The organism is Rubritalea marina DSM 17716 (genome assembly GCF_000378105.1).
GTDB classification, from domain to species: domain Bacteria; phylum Verrucomicrobiota; class Verrucomicrobiia; order Verrucomicrobiales; family Akkermansiaceae; genus Rubritalea; species Rubritalea marina.
Genome location: NZ_KB899250.1, coordinates 185934 through 210688 on the forward strand (window position 1 = coordinate 185934; position 24755 = coordinate 210688).

Sequence of the window (24755 nt, forward strand, 5' to 3'; positions counted from 1 at the left end):
AACTACAACCCGACTCACTAACTTTACATGAAGAACCTACTAACTGGCGCTATCGCCAGCACGATACTAGCTAGCAGTGCTCAAGCCTCTGTGACATTAGCATTTGAATTTCTAAGCCTACGTGACTCTCTTGGAACTGAACTTTCAGACGGCAGCACAGTAGCCATTTTTGCTGACACCAGCGGCAACCTCACTGGGCCATCTGGATCATCATTCTTAGACGAAACCCTCACAATTGGCAACTCTTACGATGGTGACGAGCTATTAGCCCTCGGAAGCACTACTACTGATGCTGGTGATGCTGGTTACTTCTTCTTAGGATCTGCATCATACGACTCAGGTAACAACATTAATGCTGGCACATTATTTACTGTTGTATGGTTTGATACTACAAGCACAACTATCTCGTCTGGAACTGACTACGGATTGTACTCAAATACCAATTCCGCAGAATCAGAAGCAGGCTTCGCTATGGTTCGCCCTGGTGATGGAGGCTCTGCTAACATTGCGTATTATGACTCAAACTTCGGAGGGTCAGCCACAGTAGCTGACTTCACAGCAGACATGACTGTAGCCGCTGTCCCAGAACCATCCAGCACAGCATTGCTTGGTCTTGGTTGCGTGGGCTTCATTCTTCGTCGTCGTCGCTAGGAATTCTCCTAGTGGTTTCGACCACCTACACACGAACATCAGCTCCCGCCCTCATGCATGAGGCGGGAGCTTTTTCTTGTCTGGAAAGGTGTTCCACAGAGCCTAGGCACTACCGTATGCCCAACACCAAAGATTCTACGACACCCCCAACAATTCCCTTTAACTCCCGTCCCTTTTCATTCAACCTTGCGCGCATGTTCAGAATTCTTTGCCTCTTCATTCTCAGCGTCACCCTATCCTCAGCCGCTGCCTACCAAAACCTTGAGTTCGGCGACACCAAGGAAGTCGTGATTGAAAAGCTCAAGAACAATGAGCAACTGAGCTCAAACGTCCCCGTGGAAAACATCGGCAAAGACACCGACCTCAGCGGCATCTTCCAAGTCAACACCCCACTGAAAGGCAACAACTTCTCCCTCTACTTCAGCTGGAACGATGACAACACACTCAAGAATGTCACGCTGCGCTCGGATGCCGTGTCTGACATCCGCTACAAAACCACCGTCAGCTGGACATTCCGCGCAGCGCTCCAGCTGATCAACGAAGTCTATGGTGACCCACTCATGGCCAACCCCATGCCTGAAGCAGCTCAAGTCGAGCCTGGCAAAGCACTCCACTCACACCTCTGGCCAAAGGACTCAGGCACCGTCCTCATGGGCGTGGCCAACGAAGAAGGGAAATACCAAATCTCAATCACCTTCACAGAAAAGGAGATCAGACCCTAGCCACCACCGGCTGGAACATTGGCCTACGCACGCGCCACACCCACAACCCACACCTCCATCTGGCAGGTGACATGTCCTCACGTGTCCGCGCACCAACTAAAATGCACCGACCCCCCTCATTCAAAAAAAACCAGCCTCGTGATCGATGAACCATTAAAACACTACTTCGGTCACGACTCCTTCCGCCCCTTGCAGCGCGAGGTCATCGAGTCAGTCCTCCAGGGCACGCCTAGCTTGGCCATTTTCCCCACCGGCGCCGGCAAGTCGCTCACCTACCAGCTCCCCGCCCAGCTCCTCCCTGGAACCACCCTCGTCATTGCTCCACTCATTTCACTCATTGCCGATCAGGTGGAGAGCTTACGCGCGCTAGACACCCCCATCCCAGTGGGGCACCTCGACTCCACACTCTCACCACAAGAGCGAGCAGAGACACTCGAACTCCTGCGCCAAGGAGCCTTCAAGATTTTCTACACCTCGCCTGAGTCACTGGCCAATCCTGCACTCCTGAGCATTCTAAAGCAGCTCCAGATCAGCCTAGCCGTGGTGGACGAAGCGCATTGCATCTCATCCTGGGGGCAAAGCTTCCGCCCATCCTACCTCTACCTCCCCAAATTACTCCGCCAGCTCAAGCCACACGCCACGCTCGCGCTCACCGCCACAGCCACGCGTAAAACCGCCAGCGAGATCAGACGCCACTTCAAGATCAAGCAAAAGGCCCAATTCAACTCGCCGATTCACCGACCCAACCTGAGCTTCACGATTCACCCGGTGAGCTCCGATCAACGCAATGCCAAATTACTCGATACCCTGCGTGGTCCACACACCCTACCCGCCATCGTCTACGTCACACGCCAGGAGGACACGGAACAACTCAGCCACTTCCTCACCGAGCATGGCTTCGAGTCTCGCGCCTTCCACGCCGGCATGAGCAATGGGTCACGCAAGCAGGTCCAAGCCGCCTTCATGGACGACCTCGTCGAAGTCATCGTCTGCACCATCGCCTTTGGCATGGGAGTCGACAAAAGCAACATCCGCAGCGTCATCCACTACCACCTCCCCAAATCCCCCGAAGGATGGATGCAAGAAAGCGGCAGAGCCGGGAGAGACGGTGCACCCAGCCAATGCACTCTACTTGCCTGCGGAGACGACCTCATCACACTTAAAAACTTTATTCACGGAGCTGAAATCCCTCCACGCTCACTCACCCAGTTGCTTGAACAACTCTTTTCCCAAGGCAGCGAATGCACCCTGAGCCCACACCAAACAAGAGTCCAATTCGATATCTCCCCCAGCACCTTTAGCGTCATCATGGCCAAACTTGAGTGCTCAGGAGCGATCCGCTTCACCCGCAGCAGCTGGCGCTACGCCAGAGCTTGGCCGATTGCTGGCCAACAATTCCAACTCGAGCACCAAGCCAAGAGCATCCAAGTAGCACTCGCCACCCTCATAGAGGCTAGCGACCGAGTGGACACCCATGCCCTCTGCGAAAAACTCAAACTCTCACACACGCTCCTCTGGAAACACCTTCACGAACTCGCGGACGCCGATGAAATAAAGCTCATCCCCAGTGGATGGTTTTGGCATTACTCCATCAAAAAGAAACCCCTCAACTTTATCGCCAAATTCACCCAAGAACAAAGCGAATGGATCCAGTCAGAATTTGCCAAGCTCGACGAAGTCGTGCGTATCGCTACCTCCAGAGCCTGCATCGCACGCAATCTAGCAAAATACTTCAGCCACCACGATGTCCCACCCTGCGGTCATTGCTCATCCTGCAAAAAAGACAAACGCCCAAAAACACTACCGAGCGCGACACCAGATACGCCCAGCGAAACGGAACTCAGAGAAATCCAAGAACTCCTCAAAGAAAAAGCGCATCGCATCCATAGCACCGAACAACTCACACGTTTCCTCTGCGGCATCCACAGCAGTCGCAACCGCCAGTACTACCTGCACCACCACAAACACTTTGGCCTCCTAGCACGCCTACCCTACACCGAAGTCCACGCCTACGCCAAAGTCGCCATCGGATAAGCGTCCCGAAGCACACCACCAATGCAGCTAGGGACATGAGTCCACCGCAACCACCGAACCCATGGTCAACCCAAGCCCGCCCCCCTAAAAACCTAGGGTTTGAAATAATTTTCAAAAAAAGAAGATGATTTAGACAAAGAAATCTCTAGTGGGCGCTTTTTAGATGTAGTTATTCATTAGTGATGAGCTTGTAATATTTAAAATGGCTCAAATCTAATTTCATGTGTAGGTAGACTCGCCTCTTGGCCCACAAGCCTCGGGGCGAGTTTTTTATTAGAGAAGAACGACATCAAGCATCGCCCCTCTTGGGAGGATGGTTCCATGCGCCCACTACCCAAAAAATAAAGTCCCGAAAAAAACGAAATTTCCAGTTGCAAATTTCCATCGATCCCCCTAGCTTGCGCCTCCAGCAACCAAACCAATTTTTTATTATGTCAAAGCACTCCAGTCTCAAAGCAAAAGGTAGCGCACAAGGTAAGCGTTCAGTGATGAAGCGTTTCGAACGCGTTAAGGCACTCCAGGAATCTGGTAAGTGGCAAGAAGGCCAATCACCAATCGGCCTTCCTAAGACCAAGGTCACTAAGTAAGCCTCCGGCTCTAAGAACTTTACACACCCGCACGGTCAACATGCACTGTGCGGGTTTTCTTGTCGCTAGCCCTATCGGTCTGCTAGTCTGCATTCCTTCCTCATCGACCAGACTTCCCATCACCAATCCATGCACGAAGAACCAACACAGATCGCCATCCGCCTCAACAAATACTTGGCCTCATGTGGCATCGGCTCACGCCGTAAATGCGATGAGTTGATCAAGAAAGGCAACGTCGTAGTGAATGGCAAAGTCTGCACGGATCTTGCCACCAGCGTCACCGAGGACGACTTCGTTAAAATCGGCAACACTCGCGTCCTTCCCCGCGACACCAGCACCATCATGCTCAACAAGCCTAAAGGCCTTGTCTGCACCAAGAGCGATGAACTGGAACGCGAAACAATCTACGAGCTTCTGCCTCCAAACATGCGCCACCTCAATCACGTGGGCCGCTTGGACCGCGACTCCGAGGGCCTGCTCATCATGACCAATGATGGCAATCTCGCGCAAGAACTCTCCCACCCTGGTAAGAAGGTAGAAAAAGAATACCTCGTCACCGTCAATCAAGCCTTCAGCAATGATGTGCTCGACCAATTTCTCAATGGCATCTGGACTGGCGAAGCCAAAGCATATGCCAAGGCTGTCAAACGCCTTTCCCCCCGCCGCTTTCTCATCGTACTCGAGACTGGCCTCAAGCGCCAAATCCGCCTCATGTGCAAAGCCGCTCACCTCAATGTTGTCAAACTCGTACGCATCCGCGTCGGCCACCTCACTCTAGGCGGCTTGGATGCAGGTCGCTTTTCAGAGCTCCAATACGATGACCTCGAGCTCATGATGCGCAACCCAAAGCTCGATCGCTCATACAAAACAAAGCACTCGATTCAGAAAACACGTGGCAGCGCGGCAAAGAAGAAAACCGCCAAATCACGCCCAAAATCCACGCAGCGCTCACAAAAATCCTACAAACGCAAACGCTAAACGCCTGCAACTCATTACCAATCACATGAAAAAGACCCGCCAGCTTGGTGGGTCTTTTTTTGTCCTAGCGATTAGATCATCGTGTTAGTCGAGTTTCTAGAAAAAAGGGCCATTTTCGACAAATTCTAACACACATTTAAACTGCAAATTTAAAGAACCGATGCACCACCACACAATCAGATGACTGCATTTGATTGAAATTTGAAAATTCGTGTAAAAAACATCGGTTTCTTGGTTGTCAGGAGCAGATTCAGGCTGGTAACGTGCCCCGCAGCTGTCCATACCCACCCTATTTCATTTGAACATATGACTACAGAAACCATCCCAACGATTGACGAGAACACTACCTTGTTACCGTCTGCTGAGTTTGCCTCAAAGGCCCGTATCTCCAGCATGGAACAGTACGAAGAGCTCCACAAAGAATCTATCGAAAACCCTGACACCTTCTGGGCGCGTGAAGCCAATGACCTGACCTGGCAGCAACCATGGGAGAAAGTACTCGAATGGAATGCTCCATACGCCGAGTGGTTCAAAGGCGCAAAACTCAACGTCTGCGAAAATGCTGTAGACCGCCATGTAGCGGCTGGCCGCGGCGACAAAGCAGCAATCATCTGGGAAGGTGAACCTGGCGACAAGCGCACCCTCACCTACAACGACCTCCTCGAACAAGTCAGCCGCATGGCCAATGTCCTACTTGCCAAAGGCGTCAAAGCCGAGGACACCGTACTGATCTATATGCCAATGGTGCCTGAAGCCACCATCGCCATGCTCGCCTGTGCCCGAATCGGCGCAGTCCACTCGATCGTCTTCGGTGGCTTCTCCTCAGAATCCATCAAAGACCGCCTCGAAGACTCCAAAGCAGTGGCAGTCATCACCGCTGATGGCTCATGGCGCCGCGCGAGTGTCGTGCCACTCAAAGACAACATGGACGCAGCCCTCGAAGGCAATGACACCGTCAAGTCTGTGATCGTGCTCGAACGTTGTAAAAATGATATCGACATGCTTCAGGGGCGCGACTTCTGGTGGCACGAAGAAACGGCCAAAGCATCCTCCGAACACAAGGCCGAAGGCTTTGACTCTGAGCACCCGCTCTTCATCCTCTACACCTCTGGATCCACCGGTAAGCCAAAAGGCATCCTCCACACTTCAGGCGGCTACATGGTAGGCACCTACACCACCTGTAAGTACATCTTCGACATGAAAGAAGACGACGTCTACTGGTGCACCGCCGATGTGGGTTGGATCACAGGCCACTCCTACATCACCTACGGCCCGCTGCTCAATGGCGTCAGCCAAATCATGTACGAAGGTGGCCCGAACTACCCAGATTGGGGACGTTTCTGGAACATCATCGAATCCTACGGAGTCACCATCTTCTACACTGCCCCTACAGCAATCCGTGCCTTCATCAAAGCTGGCGACGAATTTGTCGATAAACACGACCTCTCCACCCTCCGCCTGCTAGGCACCGTGGGGGAACCAATCAACCCAGCCGCTTGGGCATGGTACTACGAAAAAATTGGTGGCGGCCGCTGCCCGATCGTCGACACCTGGTGGCAAACTGAAACTGGAGCTGTGATGATCTCACCACTCCCAGGCTGCACCCCAATCAAGCCAGGTACCGCGACCAAACCATTCTTCGGAGTCGATGCCGCCATCCTCGATGAGGAAGGCAACGAATGCCCACCCAATGTGGCCGGGCGCCTCGTGATCCGCAAGCCATGGCCATCCATGCTCCGCACCATCTACGGCGACAAGCAACGTTACCAAGACACGTACTGGAGCGACTACAACGGCATGTACACTGCGGGTGACGGCGCACGCAAAGATGAAGATGGCAACATCTACATCGTTGGACGCCTCGACGACGTTCTCAACGTCTCAGGTCACCGCCTCGGCACCGCTGAGATCGAGTCCGCACTCGTCGCACACCCAGCCGTGGCCGAAGCCGCCACCGTAGGCAAGCCTCACGAGATTAAAGGCCAAGCGGTCGTTTGCTTCGTCACCCTCAAAGGCGAGTTCACTGAAAGCCCAGAGCTCAAAGCTGAGCTGCGCAATCACATTGGCAAAGTCATCGGAGCCATTGCCAAGCCAGATGACATCCACTTTGCCCCAGGCCTCCCTAAGACCCGCTCAGGCAAGATCATGCGCCGCCTCCTCAAGGAGCTCGTCGCCACCGGCGATGTCACCGGCAACGTCACCACCTTGGAAGACAGCAATGTCATTGATGCCCTCAAGGCATCGATCGCTGCTGACGCCAAATAAGCTCCGCACCGAAGCTATCTATCAATCGTCTAAGCCAGCCCGACCACCGTCGCGGCTGGCTTTTTTTATGTCACCGAACGCTTGAGGAACCACCTCCTTACCACCAAGCCAAGTAGGGACCTGCGTCCTCTGTTCAGTCCACACATGTCCGTGAACCAAGCTCAAACTCAGCCCCTAGACCATACTGCCATCTCTATGACGGCTCAGTGGCAAATTCTTTCAAGGTTTCAAGATCGATATACTCCAGCGCTGAGAGGTGCGTGGCCTCAAGGTGGACCTTTGGGGCGCTCCCGGATTGATACGCTTCCACCCAGCGTGTGACACAGAGGCACCAACAATCTCCAGGCTTCAAACCAGGGAATCCATACTCAGGGTGTGGCGTCGAAAGGTCATTACCTCTCGAGCGAGAGAATTCTAAAAATTCTGCCGTCACACTCGCACACACGGTGTGCAAGCCATGATCCCCAGCACAACACGAACAATAGCCATCACGCATAAACCCCGTCAGCGGTTGCGTGCTGCACTTTTGTAGCGGTGTTCCTAATACATTACTTTGCTTACTCATCCTCTTATCTTAAGTGTGTTCTAATCCATCGGCCAAACCTGCGACCAACCCTCACGGGGAACAACTCCAACGATACAGCCAAACTTCGCCCCATAACACCAGCACCAAGTCGCCCGACCGCACACGCTCACCCGCCCCAACAAATAGGAGAACACCCCCGCGACCACCAAAACCCGACAAGACACTTCAAACTAGCATAATGATTTCTCCTTAAGAATCTCCGATTACTGAACAGAACATCGAGATCTTCTCCCACTTTTTTATCAATTGCCGTAGTTACGGCTTGGCAGATTGCCAATCCGAGGGAATGCTGCCCGCAGCAATGAGCAATCCATTTAGAGAAGATTTAGTATCGCGTTCCCGTGCAGAAGCGTGTTCCGTCGTCATCTTTGGCGCCACTGGTGACCTCACCCACCGCAAACTTGTCCCAGCACTCTACAACCTCGCTGTGGACGGAGAACTTCCCCATGGGGTGAAAATCATCGGTTTCGCACGCCGTGAAAAATCAGATGACGTGTTCCGCTCCGGCCTCGAAGAGCTGAACCAAAAAGTCTCACGCACCGGCCACGATCCCGCACTCTGGAACGAATACAAAGAAAATGTATACTACCATCAGAGCGAATTCCACGACATCGACGGCTACAAGCGCCTCGCTGAGCGCCTAGACGCGATCGACGAGTCCCGCGGTGGCGCAGGCAATCGCCTGTTCTACATCGCCAGTGCCCCAGAGTTCTTCGATGTCATCCTCGAGAACCTCAAGGCAGTCGGCCTCAACAACTCGGCCGAGGGTTGCTGGGCGCGCGTGATTGTCGAGAAGCCATTCGGCACCGACCTCGCCACAGCACAGCACCTCAACTCCGTGGTCAACAACACCTTCGAAGAGAAGGACACGTACCGTATCGACCACTACCTCGGTAAAGAAACCGCGCAGAACATCATGGTTCTTCGCTTTGCCAACTCGATCTTCGAGCCACTCTGGAACCGCAAGTACATCGAGCAAATCCAAATCACTTGTGCCGAAAACCTTGGCATGGAAGGTGGACGCGGTGGATACTACGACAAAGCTGGCGCTCTGCGCGACATGGTACAAAACCACCTCCTCCAGCTCCTCAGCTTGGTCGCCATGGAGCCACCAACTGACCTCTCAGCCGATGGTGTGCGCGATGAAAAAGTCAAAGTCATCCGCTCCCTTCGCCAACTCAACACACCCGAACTCATCAAGCAAAATGTGGTGCGCGCGCAGTACACTGCAGGCCACATCGATGCCAACAAAGTGCCTGGCTACCGTGAGGAAGACCGCGTCGACCCAGAATCCATGACCGAAGCCTACGTCGCCTTACGCATGCACGTCGACACCTGGCGCTGGAGTGGTGTTCCATTCTACCTCCGCGTTGGTAAGCGTCTTCCAAAGAAGGCCACCGAGATTTCCATCCACTTCAAGTCCCCACCAAGCGTTCTCTTCAATGCGATCCCAGGTGCTGCCTCTGGCGGCAATGTCCTCGTGATCCGCATCCAGCCAGACGAAGGCATCTCACTGCGTGTCATGTCCAAGCTTCCAGGCACGACCCTCCGCATGGAACCAGTGAAAATGGACTTCCACTACGCCACCAGCTTTGGCAAAGGCAGCCCAGAGGCCTACGAACGCCTCTTACTCGATGCCATGGCAGGCGACGCCACACTCTTCGCACGCCGCGATGAGGTGGAAGAAGCATGGCGCTACGTCGACCACATCGAGCGCGCTTGGCACGATTCCGACCACACACCAGAGATGGCTGAGTTCGTCGCTGGTAGCTGGGGACCAAAAGAAGCGGACGACTTGCTCGAGCAAGACGGCAATTCCTGGAGAAGACTCTAAGCAACTAGCACCCATGACCATTCCTTCAGATTGTTCAATCCTCGGAAAAGAAGTTCCAGTCTCAGACATTGAGATTGAACTCAAAAAACTATGGGAAGCAGACGATGCGAGCACGCACGCCTCGCTGATGAACTTTGCAGTCTACTCAGAAGACGCCTCCGCTCTCGCATGCAATTCCTCGATGGTGAGAGAAATCACCCGCGAGCACGCCTGCCGCGCCATCCTCGTCGGGATTGACCTCGATGACCCAGAGGTGGGCATGCGCTCATGGATCACCGCGCACTGCAATCTCGCCAATGGCAAGAAAGCCGTGTGTTGCGAACAGATCGCCTTCCACCTCGCCGGCAAAGTCGTCGGGCGCTACCGCAATAGCATCTTCGCCCACCTCCAGAGCGACCTACCCTTAGTATTCTGGTGGCAAGGAGAGCTTACCGACCGCTTTGACGACCGCCTCTACACACTCATTGCTCGCCTCATCATCGACTCAGCAGAATGGGCTGAACCACGTGCACAATACCGCCTCCTCGAGCGCGCACTCCTCCAAGATGGCCTCGTAGTGCAAGACCTATCCTGGACGCGCACCTACCGCGTGCGCCTCGCAATCGCCTCATTATTTGACGACCACGCCGGCCAAGCGGCACTACCAAAAATTGAGAAGGTCAACATCGTCGTGCACCCAGACAACTTGCAGTCTGGGCTTCAGCTCCTCGCATGGATGAGTACCCAATGCGAATGGGCATTCGCCAATGACATGCTCACCAGCGACCGTGCACCCCACTCGTTCAGCTTCCAAAGCAAAGGTGGCAAGTTCATCGAAGCCCAAATCGTCACCGACGAGAATAGCCTCGCGATCAACGAGGTCACTCTCTCAGGCGATGACTTTGAAGCCAAGGTCTCGCTCGGCGAAAATGACAACCTCATCCACCTGGTTTTCGACATTCAAGGCATCCATGTGGAAGAATCCACCCCAGCTGAAAGCATCGAACCGCAAGACCTCGTGCGCGACCAACTCTCACGCGGCGGAAAGAACTCCCTCTTCAAGAAGGTCTTCCCACGCTACATCGAGCTCATGGATCGCAGCTAAGCGCCCAAAGAAATTCATACCACTCAAAGTAAGCGAGCCCTTGGGCTCGCTTTTTTGTTGATGGATCGCTCAGCATGACGAACCGATAGGGAAATGCGCCCCACCCACACGATCCGCACCACTCATAGCGGACACTCTCGTTTTTTTATTGTCTGACTTGCGGGATGCTAGAAAATCCTATTACTTAACTGCAGCATATTGCTCCACCACCATCATGACTGAAGAACAAATCAAATCTACCCTCAGCCAAGTCAAATACCCTGGCTTCTCACGCGACATCGTCGCCTTTGGACTCGTCAAAGAAATCACCATCCAAGACGCAGACGTCACAGTAGATATTGCCCTTCAGACCAAGGATCCCAAAGTCCCTGAAACAATTTTCAAAGAATGCCAAGAAGCCCTCGGTGCCCTCGATGGCATTGGCAACGTACAAGTACGTATCGACGTCAAAAACCCGGAAGCTCAAGCCGCCGGAAATGCTGGTGGAGAAGCACAAGGGAAAAGCGCTATTCCCGGGATCAAAAAAATCATCGCTGTAGCCTCAGGAAAAGGCGGCGTGGGCAAATCCACAGTATCATCCAACCTCGCCGTAGCACTCTCAAAAACTGGAGCCAAGGTGGGCCTCTGCGACTGTGACCTCTACGGGCCTTCCACCGCGCAAATGTTTGGCACCAACCAACAACCGCTGGCCAACGAGAACGATGAAATCATCCCGATCGAAGCCCACGGCATCAAGCTCATGTCGATGAGCTTCCTGCTCGAGGACAATTCACCCGTCATCGTGCGTGGCCCGCTCGCCACTCGCTACACCCAACAATTCCTCCGCCAAGTCGCATGGGGCGACCTCGATTACCTCATCCTCGACCTGCCTCCTGGCACTGGTGACATCCAGCTCACTATCGTACAAACCGTCGCACTCGATGGAGCAGTCATCGTCACCACCCCACAAGAAGTCGCTCTCATCGACGCCCGCAAAGCCGTCTCCATGTTTGCCAAAGTCAATGTAGACATCCTGGGAGTCATCGAAAACATGGCCTGGTTCGAATGCGATGCTGGCAAGAAATACCACCTCTTTGGCGATGGTGGTGGCGTCCGCGAAGCCGAGCGCCTCAACGTGCCATTGCTCGGCCAAATCCCAATCGACATGCGCACCCGCGAATGCGCCGACGCCGGAACCCCTATCGCCACAGTTTCTGAAACAGAATCGTCGGTCAGCAACGCTTTCCTCGAAACTGCCAAAAAAGTTGCTGAGCGAGTCACCCGCTAGCCCGATAGCCAAACAACCGATAGAATAATTTGATAGAAAAGACCCAAAAGCTAGATTCCTCGATTGAGGAAATCATGCGCAAGGTGCATCAGCTGGAAATCAAAGCGAAGCGCCTTAGCCGCGAGTCCTTCTCCGGCGAATACCATGCCTCATTCAAAGGCCAGGGTCTCGACTTCGAAGACTTCCGCGAATACCAACACGGCGATGAAATCCGCTTCATCGATTGGAATGTTACCGCACGTGCCCAGACCCCCTACATCCGTACCTTTCGTGAAGAACGCGAGCTCAACGTGCTCGTAGCAGTAGACATCTCGGGCTCCTTCGATTACGGATCCGTGCATTATTCTAAGCGTGAAATCGCCGCAGAAATCGCCGCAGTACTCACCTTTTCAGCCAAGCACAATGGCGACAAGGTGGGACTCCTACTCTTCGCCCATGATACCGTACTCTACCTAGCGCCTGCCAAAGGTAGCCACCATAGCTTGCGCATCATCCGCGAAATTCTAGCCACCAATGCTGAGGATAAAACGACCAACTTATCCTCCGCCTGCGACTTCATCCTTCGCACCCTGAAACGCAAAAGCCTCGTCTTCCTCCTCTCCGATTTCGTCGATGAAGAATTTCACAAAAAGCTCGGCACCCTGAGCCAAAAACACGAAACCATCGCCATCCGCGTCTTCGACCCAGTAGAGCAAGAACTCCCAGATGTGGGCATGGTCAACCTCACCGACCCCGAGACCGGACAGGACAGGATGATCAACACCTCAAACTCAGCACTCAGAGAAAGCTACAACGAACGCAATCGAGCGCGCAATGAATGGCTCAAACGAAGCTTTGCCAAATACAAAATCGACCACATCGAAGCCGCCACTGACCAAGACTATCTCCCACTCCTGCACCAACTATTTAAGAACCGCTCCAGCAGACACGCCTAAGCACCACCCTTCACCATGAAGCTCGAGGATATTATAGAAACGCAACACCCCGAACCAGGGCTACTCTGGTGGGAGCTCGCTGGCTATGCCATGCTCGGTCTCCTGGTGCTTGCCGGATTCATCTTCGCCGGAGTCGTTGTATCCAAGCACAAGCGCAAAGCGCCCTCCATCTACCCCGCCGATCTAGCCCGCCAAGCACTGCGCCAACTCGACACAGAAGCGCTCAGCACCGCCGCATTTGCCAAATCCGCCTCATTCATCCTGCGTGACTATTTCAGAGCTCGCTTTGAAGCACCCACGCTCTTCCAAACCCTCGAGGAATTTAAACTCAGCAGCGAGGAAACATCCTTGCTTCCCGATTCCGTTCTAGCCGACACCACGCAGTTCCTAACAAATTCTAGTGCGATCATCTACAACCCGCGCTCCCACGATGCTCAGGAAGCCACTACGCTACAACAGCTAGGGCTCAGCATCATCGATCATTGCGAGGCCGCGCCCGACCGTGCAGCCACATCCGAACCCAAGCCAAACACCTAAGCATCAACACGCCATTCACAGAGTACACATTTGCTCAGCCTGCATGGTTTTTCCTCCTGCTTGGCCTGATCCCGCTGTTGTTGCTACGCAACCGAGCGGGGACACGCAGCAGTATCTCCTTCTCCTCGCTGGACTTCTTTGGGGAGCTGGGCCGTCAGCAGAAAGATAAGGCTGGCTGGCTCGCCTTGAGCCTGCTCTCGCTCTTCATCATCTTTGCCAGCATCAGCCTAGCGCGCCCGCAGCTAAGCCACGATTACTCGGAGCGCAAAGCCAGCGGCATCGACATCGTCATCGCCATGGACGTCTCCTACTCTATGGAAATCGATGATTTCATTCTCGATGGCTATCGCGTCCAACGCTCCGAGATTTCACGCAATGTGGTGAAGTCCTTCATCGCCAGGCGCCCCAACGACCGCATCGGCATCATCCCGTTTGCCGGGCGCCCGTACCAGGAATCACCCATCACATTGGAACACGAATGGCTGCTCACCAAGGTCGATGGCATCAAACCCAATCGCCACCTCTTCCAAGGCACCGCGATCGGCTCAGCCATCTCAGCCTCAGCCATCCGACTCGATAAACGCCAAGACTCAAAATCACGCATCATCATTCTACTCACTGATGGATCCAACAACTCTGGGAGAATTTCTCCACTGCAAGCCGCTGAAGCAGCCAAGACGCTAGGCATCAAAATCTACACCGTCGCTATCGGCACAGAGACCGGAAGACTCCAGTCTCAACGACACCCAGGCCAAGAATTTGACACTGAAACACTCAAGCAAATTGCCGAAATCACCGAAGCCGAATACTACCGCGCCATGTCCACCAATGACTTAGTAGACGCCTTCACCAGCATCGATCAGTTAGAAAAGACCGAGCGCACCAAAACCGTCATCACCACCTTCGAAGACCACCACCACCACTTCACCCTGATGGCTGTCATCAGCCTACTCGCCTACCTCAGCCACCAGATCTTCCGCCGTCACCCGGGCCCCGCCTGAGCCCATTTCGTCACATGCAATTCATCTCACCAGATTGGCTCTACAGCCTCGCCCTCGTGCCATTACTCATGGTGCTAGCGGTGCTGCAATACCGTGCGCGCGGACGCGCTTGGCGCAGCCTGGTAGCCCCACGCTTAGAGTCAAAGCTCGTCCGCAGCGTGCCGAGCACCCGTCGCTGGCTCACCCTCACACTTGGAGCGCTCGCACTGATCTGTTCCATCTTGGCGCTGGCACGCCCCTACCACGGTGAACGAGAGGAGACCGAGCAAGTCGCCAGCCGCAACATCATGCTAGCGATGGACACCTCGCGCTCGATGCTCACCAAAGACATCTCGAGTGATCGACTCACTGCCGCAAAGACACTCGCCTTCCAGATCCTCAATGACTACCCAAGCGATAAAGTCGGGATGATCATCTTTGCGGGCTCCGCCAAGGTCATCGCCCCGCTGACCATCGACCACCTCGCCATCCGCGACACCATTTCCCAAGTCGACACCGAGTCGATGCCCATCGGCGGCTCGAATCTCGCAGAAGCCATTAGCAAAGCTACCGAAACACTCTCAAAAACGGAGAAACAGGCCAACAGCCTGATCATCCTCAGCGATGGTGAAGAACATGATAGCGGCATTGATGAGGTCATCGATGCAGCCCGCGAGCACGGGATCCAAATCATCAGCGTCGGCATCGGCTCGCGCGTCGGCGGCGTCGTGCCCAACCAAGACCAAGAAGACGGCAAACACCGCAACCCCCAAGGCACCGTGGTCCATAGCAAACTCGAACCTGGCCTGCTACAACAATTGGCCACCGAAACCAATGGAGCATACACCGACATCAACGACCGCCCAGAGCTCGTAATTTCAACAATCCTCGACGCTCAAGAGCGCGAGCAACAAGACGGACGCAAACGCGTCATTCCCAACGAAAGCTACCAAACCTACCTCGCCCTTGGAGTACTTTTCGCCTTTCTTGGCGCCCTCACCCAGACTCAATGGAAGTCACGCCCAAGCCACACACTAGCAATCCTCCTCACTGGCTCCGCCCTCCTGATTACGCCACGCGCACAGGCCCAAGAATCCACCATCAAAACCCTGTGGAACGAAACAGTCAAACAACCGCAATTCCAGCGCGAGGGATACCGAGCACTCGCAAACGGAGACTTCGAGACCGCCGTTGAGCAACTCAAACATGCCCATCAATTCGCTCAAGGCCCCAAAAGAACGCAAATCGCCGAGGCTCTCGCTCAAGCAAATTATCGACTAGGCAACTACCAAGAAGCCAGGAAGTACTACTCCGAAGCCCTCGCCACTGGAGATCCCAGCTTGGCCCCCAAAAACCAATTCAACCTCGGCAATAGCATCGCACAAGAACAGCTCTCTAGCCTTGAAGGACTTCAAGACCAGAACCTCGAGCAATACCTCACGCAGCGGCTTCAAGACCAAGAAAATGGGCTAAACATCGAAGACCTTCAACGCCTTGAACATGGCTTGACCAACGCACTTGAAAAATTCCAATCCACCGAGTCTGGCCCCTACGCCAACCATGCTCAATCCAATGCGAACGCCACCCGCGATGCCTTAGAAATCATCAAAAAAGTCAAAGAGCAGGAGCAACAAAAGCAGGATCAACAAAACGGCGACCAACAGCAAGACGGTGACCAACAGCAAGACGGTGACCAACAGCAAGACGGTGACCAACAGCAAGACGGTGACCAACAACAAGACGGTGACCAACAACAAGACGGTGACCAACAACAAGACGGTGACCAACAACAAGACGGTGACCAACAACAAGGCGACCAACAGCAAGGTGACCAACAGCAAGGTGACCAACAGCAAGGTGACCAACAACAAGGCGACCAACAACAAGGCGACCAACAACAAGGCGACCAACAACAAGGCGACCAACAACAAGGCGACCAACAACAAGGTGACCAACAGCAAGGCGACCAACAACAAGGTGACCAACAACAAGGCGGCCAACAACCCGCTCATCAATCTTTCGTACGCCAAGGACCGCAATATGGCTATGAAGCCAAACAGCAACTAGAAGCTCGTGAACTGCTAGAACGCCACGCCGACATGCAGCAAGCTCCTGAGTCCGACACCAGGCCCACGTGGCAAACTTTAAACCCAGAAATTGATTGGTAAGACAACCATGCGCTATCTACTTTTCTTCCTCATTTGCTTCAGCAGTATCACCTTCGCTCAAGAAGAGTCTCCATTGATCACTCAAGTAAGCAGCACGCAGCTCATCGAAGGCGAAGAGGCAACCCTCAGTCTAATTTTTCGCAATGAACGGCCGAAGCAGTCCCCTCCAAAAATCATCCCAATAGGCAATGACCAAGTCATTCGCCTCAAGAACACAGGATCACAAAACCTCAATGGAGCCCGCTTTTACATCTACCAGTATGACATTTCACTACTGCCTGTAGGTCGCTACACTATTCCAGAGCTCAAGCTCGACTTCAATGGGCAGATGGTCCAGTCACAGTCGGTAGATCTAGAGGTCAGCCCCTTATCAGTCCTTACCCCAAACCACTTCGACTACCGCGACGAACAGGGTGATAAAAAGGTCACCTTCTATTCACGGATATTCGTCAATAAAACCACGCTCTACCCAGGTGAAGCTGTGCCGGTGGAATACAAGGTCTACATCCCGCATCGGATGCAGCCTCAGGGCTTCGGTATCCCCCAAGCTGCTGAAATCTTTAATGCCACAGCCTGGCGCTTCAACACACCAACAAGCCGCCGCGAACTCGGCCGCGTCAACATCAATGGCCTCGGACACCACGTTGCCAGTTACACCACAGTACTCAGCGCCCTCAAGCCAGGCGATGCCGTCTTCGGACCGCTAGAAACCACCCTCGTCGTCATGCCGCGTGGGATCAATTCACGCTTCGGCTTCATCCGCCAGACCAGCATGGACGTGCCACTCAAATCCGAACAAATCGGGCTAGAAGTCATCGAATTCCCAAGTGCCCCGCCAGCCGGTTTCCAAGGTGCCGTGGGTGACTTACAAATCGAAGCCAGCCTCCCAGCGAAAACTGTCCTCAGCACCAACGACTCGATCAACGTCACCGTCACCGTCAGCGGCTCTGGCAACCTTTCAGAACTAGCCGCCCCAGAGCTCAACAACCCCACAGCCTGGAATGTCATCGATGTCTCCAGAGTCGAACAAGGAGATGAGCGCAAGAGGCTCGAAGGCAGCGTGCAGTTCAGCTACCTCTTGCAGCCACTGGCCGCGGCACACTTCCTGCCACGCTTTTCACTCACGCACTTCAACCTCCCCAGCAAGTCATGGAAAACCGACATCACCGCCTCATCTGCAGTCACGATCAATGAAGCGATCAGCACTCCCACAGTCAGCCCTGCTGCCCTCACGACTGAATCGATGCATGACATCCTAGGCCCATTAGCCAAGGTCAACCTCACTCCCGCCGCGCACAACGTAGCGGTGGCCCGCACCCCATGGGTCTGGCAATCAATTCCAGCCCTCATACTACTCCCCATTTTCCTCCTAGGCCTCCTACGTAAAAGGCAGCGTGCATCCTCCGTACCGCCCGAGCAGAAAAGTGAATGGCAGGCACTGAATACAAAACAAGATGCCGCATTCATCAAGGCCGCGGCCAATTATGCATCGCGCTGGTCACCACAAAGTGAACTGGCAGCCAAACTCAGCAGCCTCCGCGACACCTCCTGCTACACCCCAGGACAATCGAGCCAATTCAGTCGCTCTGAGCGCAGCAAAATCCTCCAATCATTAAAGAAATTAGGACTCATCCTGATGCTCCTCTCTCTCATCCCGGATGCCCAAGCCAATGGCTTTGAAGCCTGGCAGGCCAAGCAATACCCCGAGGCCTTAGCACACTATCAAACCCTAGCCGAGCAACACCCAAACTCCGCAGACCTCCACTACAACATCGCCTGTTGCTATTACCGACTCGGTCAGTTCGGAGAAGCGACTAGGCATTTCTTCACCGCTCTCGAGTTAAACCCAGCACACGTCGAAGCAAAAAAGAATCTCAAGTTCATCCAGAGCAGCCACGCCAGTATCGTGGCGGAACAAGCAGATACGACCAATCCATGGCTCTCCGGGCTGAGCCCAGAGCGCTGCCTCATCATCGCCGCCAGCTTCACCTGGATCGTGCTATGTTGCCTCGCACTGCGCCTCCACCTCCCGCAGTCAAAAAGAACACTCAACACGCTGGCCAGCACAGCACTAGCACTCGCCATCCTCTCCGTAGGCATCTGGTGGATCCACCCCTTGCGAGGCGCAGAGCCCCCCATCGAAACGAATTGCATCCTCGTCCGCAGCACCCCATTGCTCACCGAACCAATCCAACCAAGCGATGACGACATCGCCAAGAAGACACTAATCACCGCCAAGCTTGCCAGCCCAGCACGACGCATCTCTGAGATTGATCAATGGGCCTACATCGAACTTGCCAATGGCAGCCGCGGCTGGATCAAACGTGACAGCATCTCGGAACCACTGCAGCAACCATAAGCACACACACAAGACGCCTTTGCCCCCAGACTTAACTGAGTAATAAGTCTGGGTCCAGAGCATCGATCTCGCCACACAAGAAGGCTGCAAATTGCTCGGCCACACACGGAGCGGTGATCACGCCCTTTGATCCTAGACCATTGAAACAGGACAGCCCCGGATAGTCTTCGGAAAAGGCGATAACGGGCTGGCTCTTGCGGATGATGGGTCGTACACCCGCGTCGTGACTCACGATGTCGAAGGCTAGCGGCGTAAGCTCAGCCACTTTTTTGAGCACCCCAGCGCGGCCGGACTCTGTAGGGTTCGGTTCAAGATCATCCCAGCCATAGGTCGCACCAGCACGCCAAAGCCCGTCACCAATCGGCACCATCCAGCCATTGCGGTTGATGATGCGCTGCTGCTCTAGCTCGGGCACTCGCACCGTGAGCATCTCCCCCTTGGCACAACGATGCTCCATGTCGCTAAATGGTCCAGATCGCAACCCGCGCGCTCCCTGACAAAGAATTACCTGCTTTGCTTCCAGATCGCGCCAGCGCAACCCTGCGTCCGTCGACTGCAGCTCAGCACTGTCGAAAGCCGTATCGACACAATCCACTCCTGCCTTCATTAGTTGCTCGCGCACCACAGCAAGGTACACCTGCGTGTCTAGACGCCCACCTTGGGCCATTTCAAAGCCGCCAAAGCCGCCGTGCACTTGAGCCAGATCAATTTGGGGAGCATCACTGCCTACCCAATCGGCCACCTGCGCTTTCTTGCGTGCAAACTTCGCAGCTTCCTTGTCATCACCAAAGAGTCGCAGTACAGGCTGCGCGTGAAACAAAGTCTGACCAGATGCCTCCTCCAGCGCGCGGTAGTAGGCCAAGGAGCGCGGCCAGTACTCAGCCTGTCGCCAAGCAGGATTCATCCCCTTGCCAGCGAGGGTGGTGACCAATCCAGCGGCAACACGGCTTGCTGCAGTCGCTGAACCATCATCAACCACCGCGAGACGCTTGCCCCGCTTCATCAATGCCATCGCAAGTGCTGCGCCCGCGAGTCCTTGCCCCACAATGAGGACATCATAGCTCGCTGATTGAGGATCACTCGACACGCCGGCCAATGCTAGTTATTCACCGTTGCTGGCTATTCTTCGCCAACAAGTGCCGTACGAATCGGCTCGTTCGGGTCGACAAATTCAGCGTCGTAGCCCTTGGCGTAATTGAAAAGATGCTTGTGCATGTACTCGAAGTACGCCTCCTTCTGAGCATCGTCGAGACGATACCAAATCGTCACATTAAACGCGCGCGTCACCTTCTGCATCATCTTCAGTGTGAGCCTGCGTCCCTGCCTTGCGCGTTGGATCTGCTTATGATTGAGCTGCTCTGTTGAGACATCCACCATCTGGTGGTTGCTAATCTCCCAAGCATCCATCATTGCATCCAAGGGCTGAGGACCTAAATTTCTATCTTCCATGACTTTCCAATACGCGCATTCTCCAACTTTGTAAAAGGGAATAGTTCCAGCAAGGGGGAACGCCTTGCTCAGAGCTTTTCGTAATTTCCGTCGCAACGCTTCTCGAGGATGGTGAAACCTGCCTTCTTCGCGTCAATCTTGGACATCGGCTTTGTGATCGTCGGGGTATTCACACGACTAATCACCTTCTTCACCGGATTCTTGCACAGCGGGCAGCTCACCAATGGCTCGCGGTCCACCGGACGACGAAGCTCAAAGCCCTTACTGCAAACGCCACAACTTTCCCCTCGCACCCCAGGGCTCTCAGATTGGTATTCGTAGATTGGCATCTCTAAATCAAATCAATCAAAACACAAATACGCAAGGCAGGAACAACCTACCTTGCGTATCAAAAATTTGTCTATAGCAGTAGACTGCGAATATTGATAATTACCAAGAGGACTTGGTAACACCCGGAATCATTCCGTGTGATGCGAGCTCACGGAAAGCAATACGAGAAAGCTTGAAACGACGAAGGAAACCGTGACGACGGCCTGTGTAGGCACAACGGTTTACAACGCGTGTTGGTGATGCGTCACGTGGAAGCATTGTGAGACCCACGTAATCTTTCTCTTGCTTAAGTTGCTCGCGAAGTTTCGCGTACTTAGCTACAGTCTTTTTCTTGCGCTCATTGCGAGCGATCCAGCTCTTCTTTGCCATAGGAGGGCGAGGTGTATACAGATTCTTTCATCAAGCAAGACCTTTTTTACAGTTTTCGTAATTTCTAAGTAGATCCTCTAGCCAGAATCGAGTACTGAAGTATAGCTTGCTCACAGCACTGACAAGCCACGAACAGACACAACGATCTCTAAACTCTATGAAACTCATCGCTTTATTCTCAAGCGCCGCCATTTCCATGGGCATCGCAGCCGATGCTCCAAAAATTAAAACACTCGAAATCGGCGCCCAGGCACCAAACTTCGAACTCCCAGCAACTGACGGCAAGACATACACACTCGATTCCTTTAAAGACGCTAAATTTGTTGTTCTAGCATTCACCTGCAACCATTGCCCAGACGCCATCGCAGCTCGTGGCAAAATCAGCCAGTTTGCCGCAGATTACAAAGACAAAGGCGTTGAGGTCGTCGCCATTTCCAGCGCCGCCCCAGAAGGTGTGATGACCTGGGAAAATGCCTTCTCTAAATATGACGATGACTTCGCGGCAATGAAGGTCGTGCACCAAGAAGAACAACTCCAACACCCCTACCTTTATGACGGCGAGACCCAACAAGCCTCAATCGCCTACGGCGCCGTAGCCACCCCACACATGTTCATTCTAGGCCCTGAGCGCAAGGTGCTCTACCATGGCCACTTTGACAACGGCCGCCGCGACCCTGGCCCAGCCGAAAAAAACACCCTGGTCGACAACATCAACCTGCTACTAGATGGCAAGCCGATCTCAGAAACCAAGTCGCATGTCTTCGGCTGTTCTACCAAATGGAAGTGGAAAACCAAGCTCGTCATAGAAGACGAGGAGCGCTGGCAAGGCTTCCCGGTATCCGTCGACTCACTCGACCTAGAGACCGCCAAATCACTCGCAGAGAACCCAAGCCACAAACTGCGCCTGATCAACCTCTGGTCCACGAGCTGCGGCCCCTGTGTGGCAGAATTCCCGATGCTCATCAAAAGCTATCGCCGCCACGCCCTGCGCCCATTTGAGATGATCACCATCTCCATCGATCCAGCCAAGGATGCCAGCAAGGTTCAAGCCTTCATCAAAGACCAACACCTCCCACTCTCACGCTTCACCCAGAAGTCAGTCAAAGCGGAAGGCCGCAGCACCAACAACTACCACTTCACTGGCACCGAACTCGAGAAGCTCGCCGCCACCATTGACCCAGAGTGGCAGGGCCCGATCCCCCACAGTATCCTCGTCAAGCCCGGCGGAGAAATCGTCTGGCGCCACACCGGAGAAGTCGATGAACAAGAACTCCGCAATGCCATCGTAGACGCACTCGCAGACCTCGATAAAGAGTAAGCACCACGCATTCCTCTAAACCATCCAAAACGCCGGTAGACCTATCGCTCCGGCGTTTTTTGTGCCCAGAGAACGGCCTACATCCAACAACAGGACCTTACCAGCCTACTCGGTTTGGGTGGCTTGACCTTCCTACTCAGACGCCGCAAGTAAGCGCGACTGGCTTTTCACAAATAAGCCCGCGGCAGCATGGCTACCGCAGGCTTTTTCTAGATCGTTGCTAGGCTATTCTAAGACGACTTTCTCGTACACCACATCAGGGTTCGTGGTGAAAAGTGAGGCTGGGAGACCCGACTTGTTGTAGAGGTTGGCGCTCGTCGGGTTCTTCGACCACGCATAGCGCACTTCGACAGGATGCCGCACTTCTGGATGCGAGACCTTGATTGTGTCTTTGGAAATAATCTCCGCGGCAGCCCAGTGCCACCTACCATCCTCTCCGCAAATTTGAAAATGCCCAAGGGCTGCTTCTATCGGGCGTGTGTCCTGCATGCCAACCTTCTCACCCACCATCAAGCCCTGACCCACAGAGGAAAAGCGAATCAACATCTCTGCGCCCTGGACCGAATGGCTCTCATAGAGCGGCCCACTGGCTACGATGTCGTCCATACCGTAATCGTGCTTCAACGCCCACAATGCAAGTCGCTTGCCCACATCGATTTTGTTGTGCGGATGGATGTCATTGTTTTCACCGATGTCGTTGAGCACCGCCATGCCAGTATTTTCAAGCTTCATGAAGCGTCGCTGTTGGTCTTGAATCGAAGCCCATGGATCAAATTCTAAGGGCTTCTGACTAGGCGCTCTAAAGTTTGCCAATTGTGCCAAATAGAATGGGAACTCACCCTGGCCCCAGTGGCTGCGCCACGAGCTCACCATGCGAGTGAGGTTGGCCCCATACTGCGCGATCTGATGTTTGGCATTGGATTCACCTTGGTACCAAATCACTCCTCTGATGGCGAAGGGCTTCACCGCGAAGACCATACCATTGAATAAAGTCGCTGGGCTTTGCTTATCCGCCATAGGATAGACTGGCATTTGCGGCTTCCGCCCCTGTTTTGTTTCTTTCCATGCGGCCAATGCTTGCTCGTAGTTCTGCTTTTGTTCGACCGCATCCCAATCCTCGATCCCTTTCTTCATGCCTTCGAGTTTCGCTTCATAGTACTCCAACATCTCGGGGTCTTGCTCAAAGGCATCATGCGGCATCCAAGGCTCCACCCTTGTCCCACCCCACGCACATTTGATGATACCCACAGGCACTTGCAATTGCTCACGGAGCTCGCGCGCAAAAAAGTATGCTGTGGCTGAGAACCCTCCATTCGCCTCAGGCGTGGATGCCACCCAGCTCCCCTTGAGTGATTCTTGCGGTCCAAATGGCGCTGTCTTTTTCTGCACCTCAAACTGCCGCAACTGTGAGTCACTGGCGCTGTTGAGCTCCTGGTGGATATACTGAGCCGTGAGCACATCCTCCGCCGCTGCTCGATCTGGGTTTGCTGCAGAGAGCCACTGCATCGTGTAATCCATGTTCGACTGACCTGAACAAAACCACACTTCACCAGAAAGCACGTCCTGAAGCACCACAGTATTCTTCCCCGTCACCGTGATCGAATGAGGACCTCCAGCCTCGGGCGTCTGCAACTGAACCATCCACTTCCCATCATCTCCAGCGACACCACTAGCCTCTTCTCCCCAGCTTGCCACCACGGTCACTCGCTCACCAGCATCCGCCATCCCCCAGACTGGCGCTGTGCTCTCACGCTGGATCACCATGTGATCACTAAATAAGGGCGAAAGCTGCACTTCTGCATGCGCAGGGATACCACAAGCTGCCAATATCAAGATAAGTATCGATCTTCGTTTCTTCATAGATGCTTCGTAATGGTGAAATAATACCTCCAACATCATAGCTCATACCAACTGCCATCTAGCAAGGACAAGTTGCGCCATCTCCCATTGCCAAACCCGTCAGTGACGCACAATCTACAATTTACTATTGCAAACGATTCTCAATTAAACTAAAACAATGGCAATGAAGTTCTTCCGCTCCAAGCAACAAGCCTCGGCTTGCGACAAGATGACCCTGAGCCAAGCGCGCCCGGGTCGTCTGTTTCGCGTGAAGGCCTTGGAGGGCACCTGTTGCTCTCGCCTGCGCCAAATGGGTTTTTGTGAGGCCATGGAAGTACGCAAGCTCAGCGACGGGCAGAACATGCTTTGCACCTTGTGCGGCACCAAGCTCGCCTTAAATCGTAAACTGGCAGATCAAATTTTAGTGACTCCAGCATAAGCTCACCTTGAAGAGCTCCATTAT

22 protein-coding genes are annotated in these 24755 nt (G+C 53.9%); 16 read left to right on the forward strand and 6 right to left on the reverse strand.

Annotated features, from left to right (window positions below; genetic code table 11):
• The first annotated feature begins 27 nt into the window (after nt 1–27).
• From F454_RS0104585 to acs, 6 genes are all read left to right on the forward strand, one after another.
• The gene (locus F454_RS0104585) at nt 28–651 is read left to right on the forward strand and encodes a PEP-CTERM sorting domain-containing protein (protein ID WP_018969451.1); all 624 of its coding nucleotides are present in this window, start codon (nt 28–30) and stop codon (nt 649–651) included.
• 194 nt (nt 652–845) lie between these two features.
• Complete coding sequence (locus tag F454_RS0104590) at nt 846–1373, forward strand: hypothetical protein (protein ID WP_018969452.1); 528 nt, start codon at nt 846–848, stop codon at nt 1371–1373.
• A gap of 138 nt (nt 1374–1511) precedes the next feature.
• Entirely contained in the window at nt 1512–3407 is a 1896-nt protein-coding gene (locus tag F454_RS0104595) for a RecQ family ATP-dependent DNA helicase (RefSeq protein ID WP_169334323.1), read from the forward strand.
• Nucleotides 3408–3838: 431 nt separating this feature from the next.
• On the forward strand, nt 3839–3994 hold the full coding sequence (locus F454_RS16060; RefSeq protein WP_018969454.1) for a small basic protein: 156 nt from the start codon (nt 3839–3841) through the stop codon (nt 3992–3994).
• Between the two features lie 129 nt (nt 3995–4123).
• Nucleotides 4124–4972 (forward strand): pseudouridine synthase, encoded by an 849-nt coding sequence (locus F454_RS14190; protein WP_018969455.1) that lies wholly within the window; start codon nt 4124–4126, stop codon nt 4970–4972.
• A 306-nt stretch (nt 4973–5278) separates the two neighbouring features.
• Nucleotides 5279–7237, forward strand: coding sequence for an acetate--CoA ligase (acs, locus tag F454_RS0104610; RefSeq protein ID WP_026292705.1), 1959 nt, complete (start codon nt 5279–5281; stop codon nt 7235–7237).
• Between the two features lie 193 nt (nt 7238–7430).
• Here the strand turns inward: acs and F454_RS0104615 are convergent, their stop codons facing one another.
• Complete coding sequence (locus tag F454_RS0104615) at nt 7431–7802, reverse strand: DUF2237 family protein (protein ID WP_026292706.1); 372 nt, start codon at nt 7800–7802, stop codon at nt 7431–7433.
• A gap of 322 nt (nt 7803–8124) precedes the next feature.
• On the opposite strand from F454_RS0104615, the gene zwf reads away from it, so the two are divergent.
• The 8 genes from zwf (at nt 8125) to F454_RS0104655 (ending at nt 18987) form a co-directional block, all read left to right on the forward strand.
• Nucleotides 8125–9657 carry a glucose-6-phosphate dehydrogenase gene (gene zwf, locus F454_RS0104620; RefSeq protein ID WP_018969459.1) on the forward strand — a complete coding sequence of 511 codons (1533 nt, stop codon included), beginning with the start codon at nt 8125–8127 and terminating at the stop codon, nt 9655–9657.
• Between the two features lie 13 nt (nt 9658–9670).
• Nucleotides 9671–10741: a glucose-6-phosphate dehydrogenase assembly protein OpcA gene (locus tag F454_RS0104625; RefSeq protein ID WP_018969460.1), complete on the forward strand. Its 1071-nt coding sequence runs from the start codon at nt 9671–9673 to the stop codon at nt 10739–10741.
• A 214-nt stretch (nt 10742–10955) separates the two neighbouring features.
• Nucleotides 10956–12008, forward strand: coding sequence for an Mrp/NBP35 family ATP-binding protein (locus F454_RS0104630; RefSeq protein WP_018969461.1), 1053 nt, complete (start codon nt 10956–10958; stop codon nt 12006–12008).
• Nucleotides 12009–12037: 29 nt separating this feature from the next.
• The gene (locus F454_RS0104635; protein WP_018969462.1) at nt 12038–12943 is read left to right on the forward strand and encodes a DUF58 domain-containing protein; all 906 of its coding nucleotides are present in this window, start codon (nt 12038–12040) and stop codon (nt 12941–12943) included.
• A gap of 15 nt (nt 12944–12958) precedes the next feature.
• Nucleotides 12959–13480, forward strand: a complete 522-nt coding sequence (locus tag F454_RS0104640) for a hypothetical protein (protein WP_018969463.1) — start codon at nt 12959–12961, stop codon at nt 13478–13480.
• Nucleotides 13426–14481 (forward strand): VWA domain-containing protein, encoded by a 1056-nt coding sequence (locus F454_RS14195; protein ID WP_083912889.1) that lies wholly within the window; start codon nt 13426–13428, stop codon nt 14479–14481. The genes F454_RS0104640 and F454_RS14195 overlap by 55 nt, the downstream gene beginning before the upstream one ends.
• 14 nt (nt 14482–14495) lie before the next feature.
• Nucleotides 14496–16628, forward strand: a complete 2133-nt coding sequence (locus F454_RS0104650; protein ID WP_018969465.1) for a VWA domain-containing protein — start codon at nt 14496–14498, stop codon at nt 16626–16628.
• 7 nt (nt 16629–16635) lie between these two features.
• Entirely contained in the window at nt 16636–18987 is a 2352-nt protein-coding gene (locus tag F454_RS0104655) for a BatD family protein (RefSeq protein WP_018969466.1), read from the forward strand.
• 31 nt (nt 18988–19018) lie between these two features.
• Here F454_RS0104655 and F454_RS0104660 read toward each other — a convergent pair whose 3' ends face one another.
• The 4 genes from F454_RS0104660 to rpsN form a co-directional block, all read right to left on the reverse strand.
• Nucleotides 19019–20074 (reverse strand): NAD(P)/FAD-dependent oxidoreductase, encoded by a 1056-nt coding sequence (locus tag F454_RS0104660; RefSeq protein ID WP_026292710.1) that lies wholly within the window; start codon nt 20072–20074, stop codon nt 19019–19021.
• Nucleotides 20075–20106: 32 nt separating this feature from the next.
• Nucleotides 20107–20436 (reverse strand): hypothetical protein, encoded by a 330-nt coding sequence (locus F454_RS0104665; RefSeq protein WP_018969468.1) that lies wholly within the window; start codon nt 20434–20436, stop codon nt 20107–20109.
• Between the two features lie 68 nt (nt 20437–20504).
• Nucleotides 20505–20765, reverse strand: a complete 261-nt coding sequence (locus F454_RS0104670) for an FmdB family zinc ribbon protein (protein ID WP_018969469.1) — start codon at nt 20763–20765, stop codon at nt 20505–20507.
• Between the two features lie 100 nt (nt 20766–20865).
• Entirely contained in the window at nt 20866–21135 is a 270-nt protein-coding gene (rpsN, locus tag F454_RS0104675; protein ID WP_018969470.1) for a 30S ribosomal protein S14, read from the reverse strand.
• Nucleotides 21136–21292: 157 nt separating this feature from the next.
• On the opposite strand from rpsN, the gene F454_RS0104680 reads away from it, so the two are divergent.
• Nucleotides 21293–22453, forward strand: coding sequence for a redoxin domain-containing protein (locus F454_RS0104680; protein ID WP_018969471.1), 1161 nt, complete (start codon nt 21293–21295; stop codon nt 22451–22453).
• A 225-nt stretch (nt 22454–22678) separates the two neighbouring features.
• On the opposite strand, the gene F454_RS0104685 is transcribed toward F454_RS0104680, so the two are convergent.
• A complete protein-coding gene (locus F454_RS0104685) occupies nt 22679–24313 on the reverse strand; it encodes a sialate O-acetylesterase (RefSeq protein ID WP_026292711.1) in 1635 nt (544 codons plus the stop codon).
• A gap of 157 nt (nt 24314–24470) precedes the next feature.
• Here F454_RS0104685 and F454_RS0104690 point away from each other — a divergent pair, with 157 nt between their 5' ends.
• Nucleotides 24471–24731 (forward strand): FeoA family protein, encoded by a 261-nt coding sequence (locus tag F454_RS0104690; protein WP_026292712.1) that lies wholly within the window; start codon nt 24471–24473, stop codon nt 24729–24731.
• Nucleotides 24732–24755 lie beyond the last annotated feature (24 nt).

Coding starts and splice junctions, on each gene's coding strand:
- zwf (WP_018969459.1), top strand. CDS start 8,125: ATGAGCAATCCATTTAGAGAAGATTTAGTATCGCGTTCCCGTGCAGAA.
- F454_RS0104650 (WP_018969465.1), top strand. CDS start 14,496: ATGCAATTCATCTCACCAGATTGGCTCTACAGCCTCGCCCTCGTGCCA.
- F454_RS0104585 (WP_018969451.1), top strand. CDS start 28: ATGAAGAACCTACTAACTGGCGCTATCGCCAGCACGATACTAGCTAGC.
- F454_RS0104640 (WP_018969463.1), top strand. CDS start 12,959: ATGAAGCTCGAGGATATTATAGAAACGCAACACCCCGAACCAGGGCTA.
- acs (WP_026292705.1), top strand. CDS start 5,279: ATGACTACAGAAACCATCCCAACGATTGACGAGAACACTACCTTGTTA.
- F454_RS0104690 (WP_026292712.1), top strand. CDS start 24,471: ATGGCAATGAAGTTCTTCCGCTCCAAGCAACAAGCCTCGGCTTGCGAC.
- F454_RS16060 (WP_018969454.1), top strand. CDS start 3,839: ATGTCAAAGCACTCCAGTCTCAAAGCAAAAGGTAGCGCACAAGGTAAG.
- rpsN (WP_018969470.1), bottom strand. CDS start 21,135: ATGGCAAAGAAGAGCTGGATCGCTCGCAATGAGCGCAAGAAAAAGACT.
- F454_RS0104615 (WP_026292706.1), bottom strand. CDS start 7,802: ATGAGTAAGCAAAGTAATGTATTAGGAACACCGCTACAAAAGTGCAGC.
- F454_RS0104655 (WP_018969466.1), top strand. CDS start 16,636: ATGCGCTATCTACTTTTCTTCCTCATTTGCTTCAGCAGTATCACCTTC.
- F454_RS0104590 (WP_018969452.1), top strand. CDS start 846: ATGTTCAGAATTCTTTGCCTCTTCATTCTCAGCGTCACCCTATCCTCA.
- F454_RS0104625 (WP_018969460.1), top strand. CDS start 9,671: ATGACCATTCCTTCAGATTGTTCAATCCTCGGAAAAGAAGTTCCAGTC.
- F454_RS0104665 (WP_018969468.1), bottom strand. CDS start 20,436: ATGGAAGATAGAAATTTAGGTCCTCAGCCCTTGGATGCAATGATGGAT.
- F454_RS0104630 (WP_018969461.1), top strand. CDS start 10,956: ATGACTGAAGAACAAATCAAATCTACCCTCAGCCAAGTCAAATACCCT.
- F454_RS0104685 (WP_026292711.1), bottom strand. CDS start 24,313: ATGAAGAAACGAAGATCGATACTTATCTTGATATTGGCAGCTTGTGGT.
- F454_RS0104670 (WP_018969469.1), bottom strand. CDS start 20,765: ATGCCAATCTACGAATACCAATCTGAGAGCCCTGGGGTGCGAGGGGAA.
- F454_RS14190 (WP_018969455.1), top strand. CDS start 4,124: ATGCACGAAGAACCAACACAGATCGCCATCCGCCTCAACAAATACTTG.
- F454_RS0104680 (WP_018969471.1), top strand. CDS start 21,293: ATGAAACTCATCGCTTTATTCTCAAGCGCCGCCATTTCCATGGGCATC.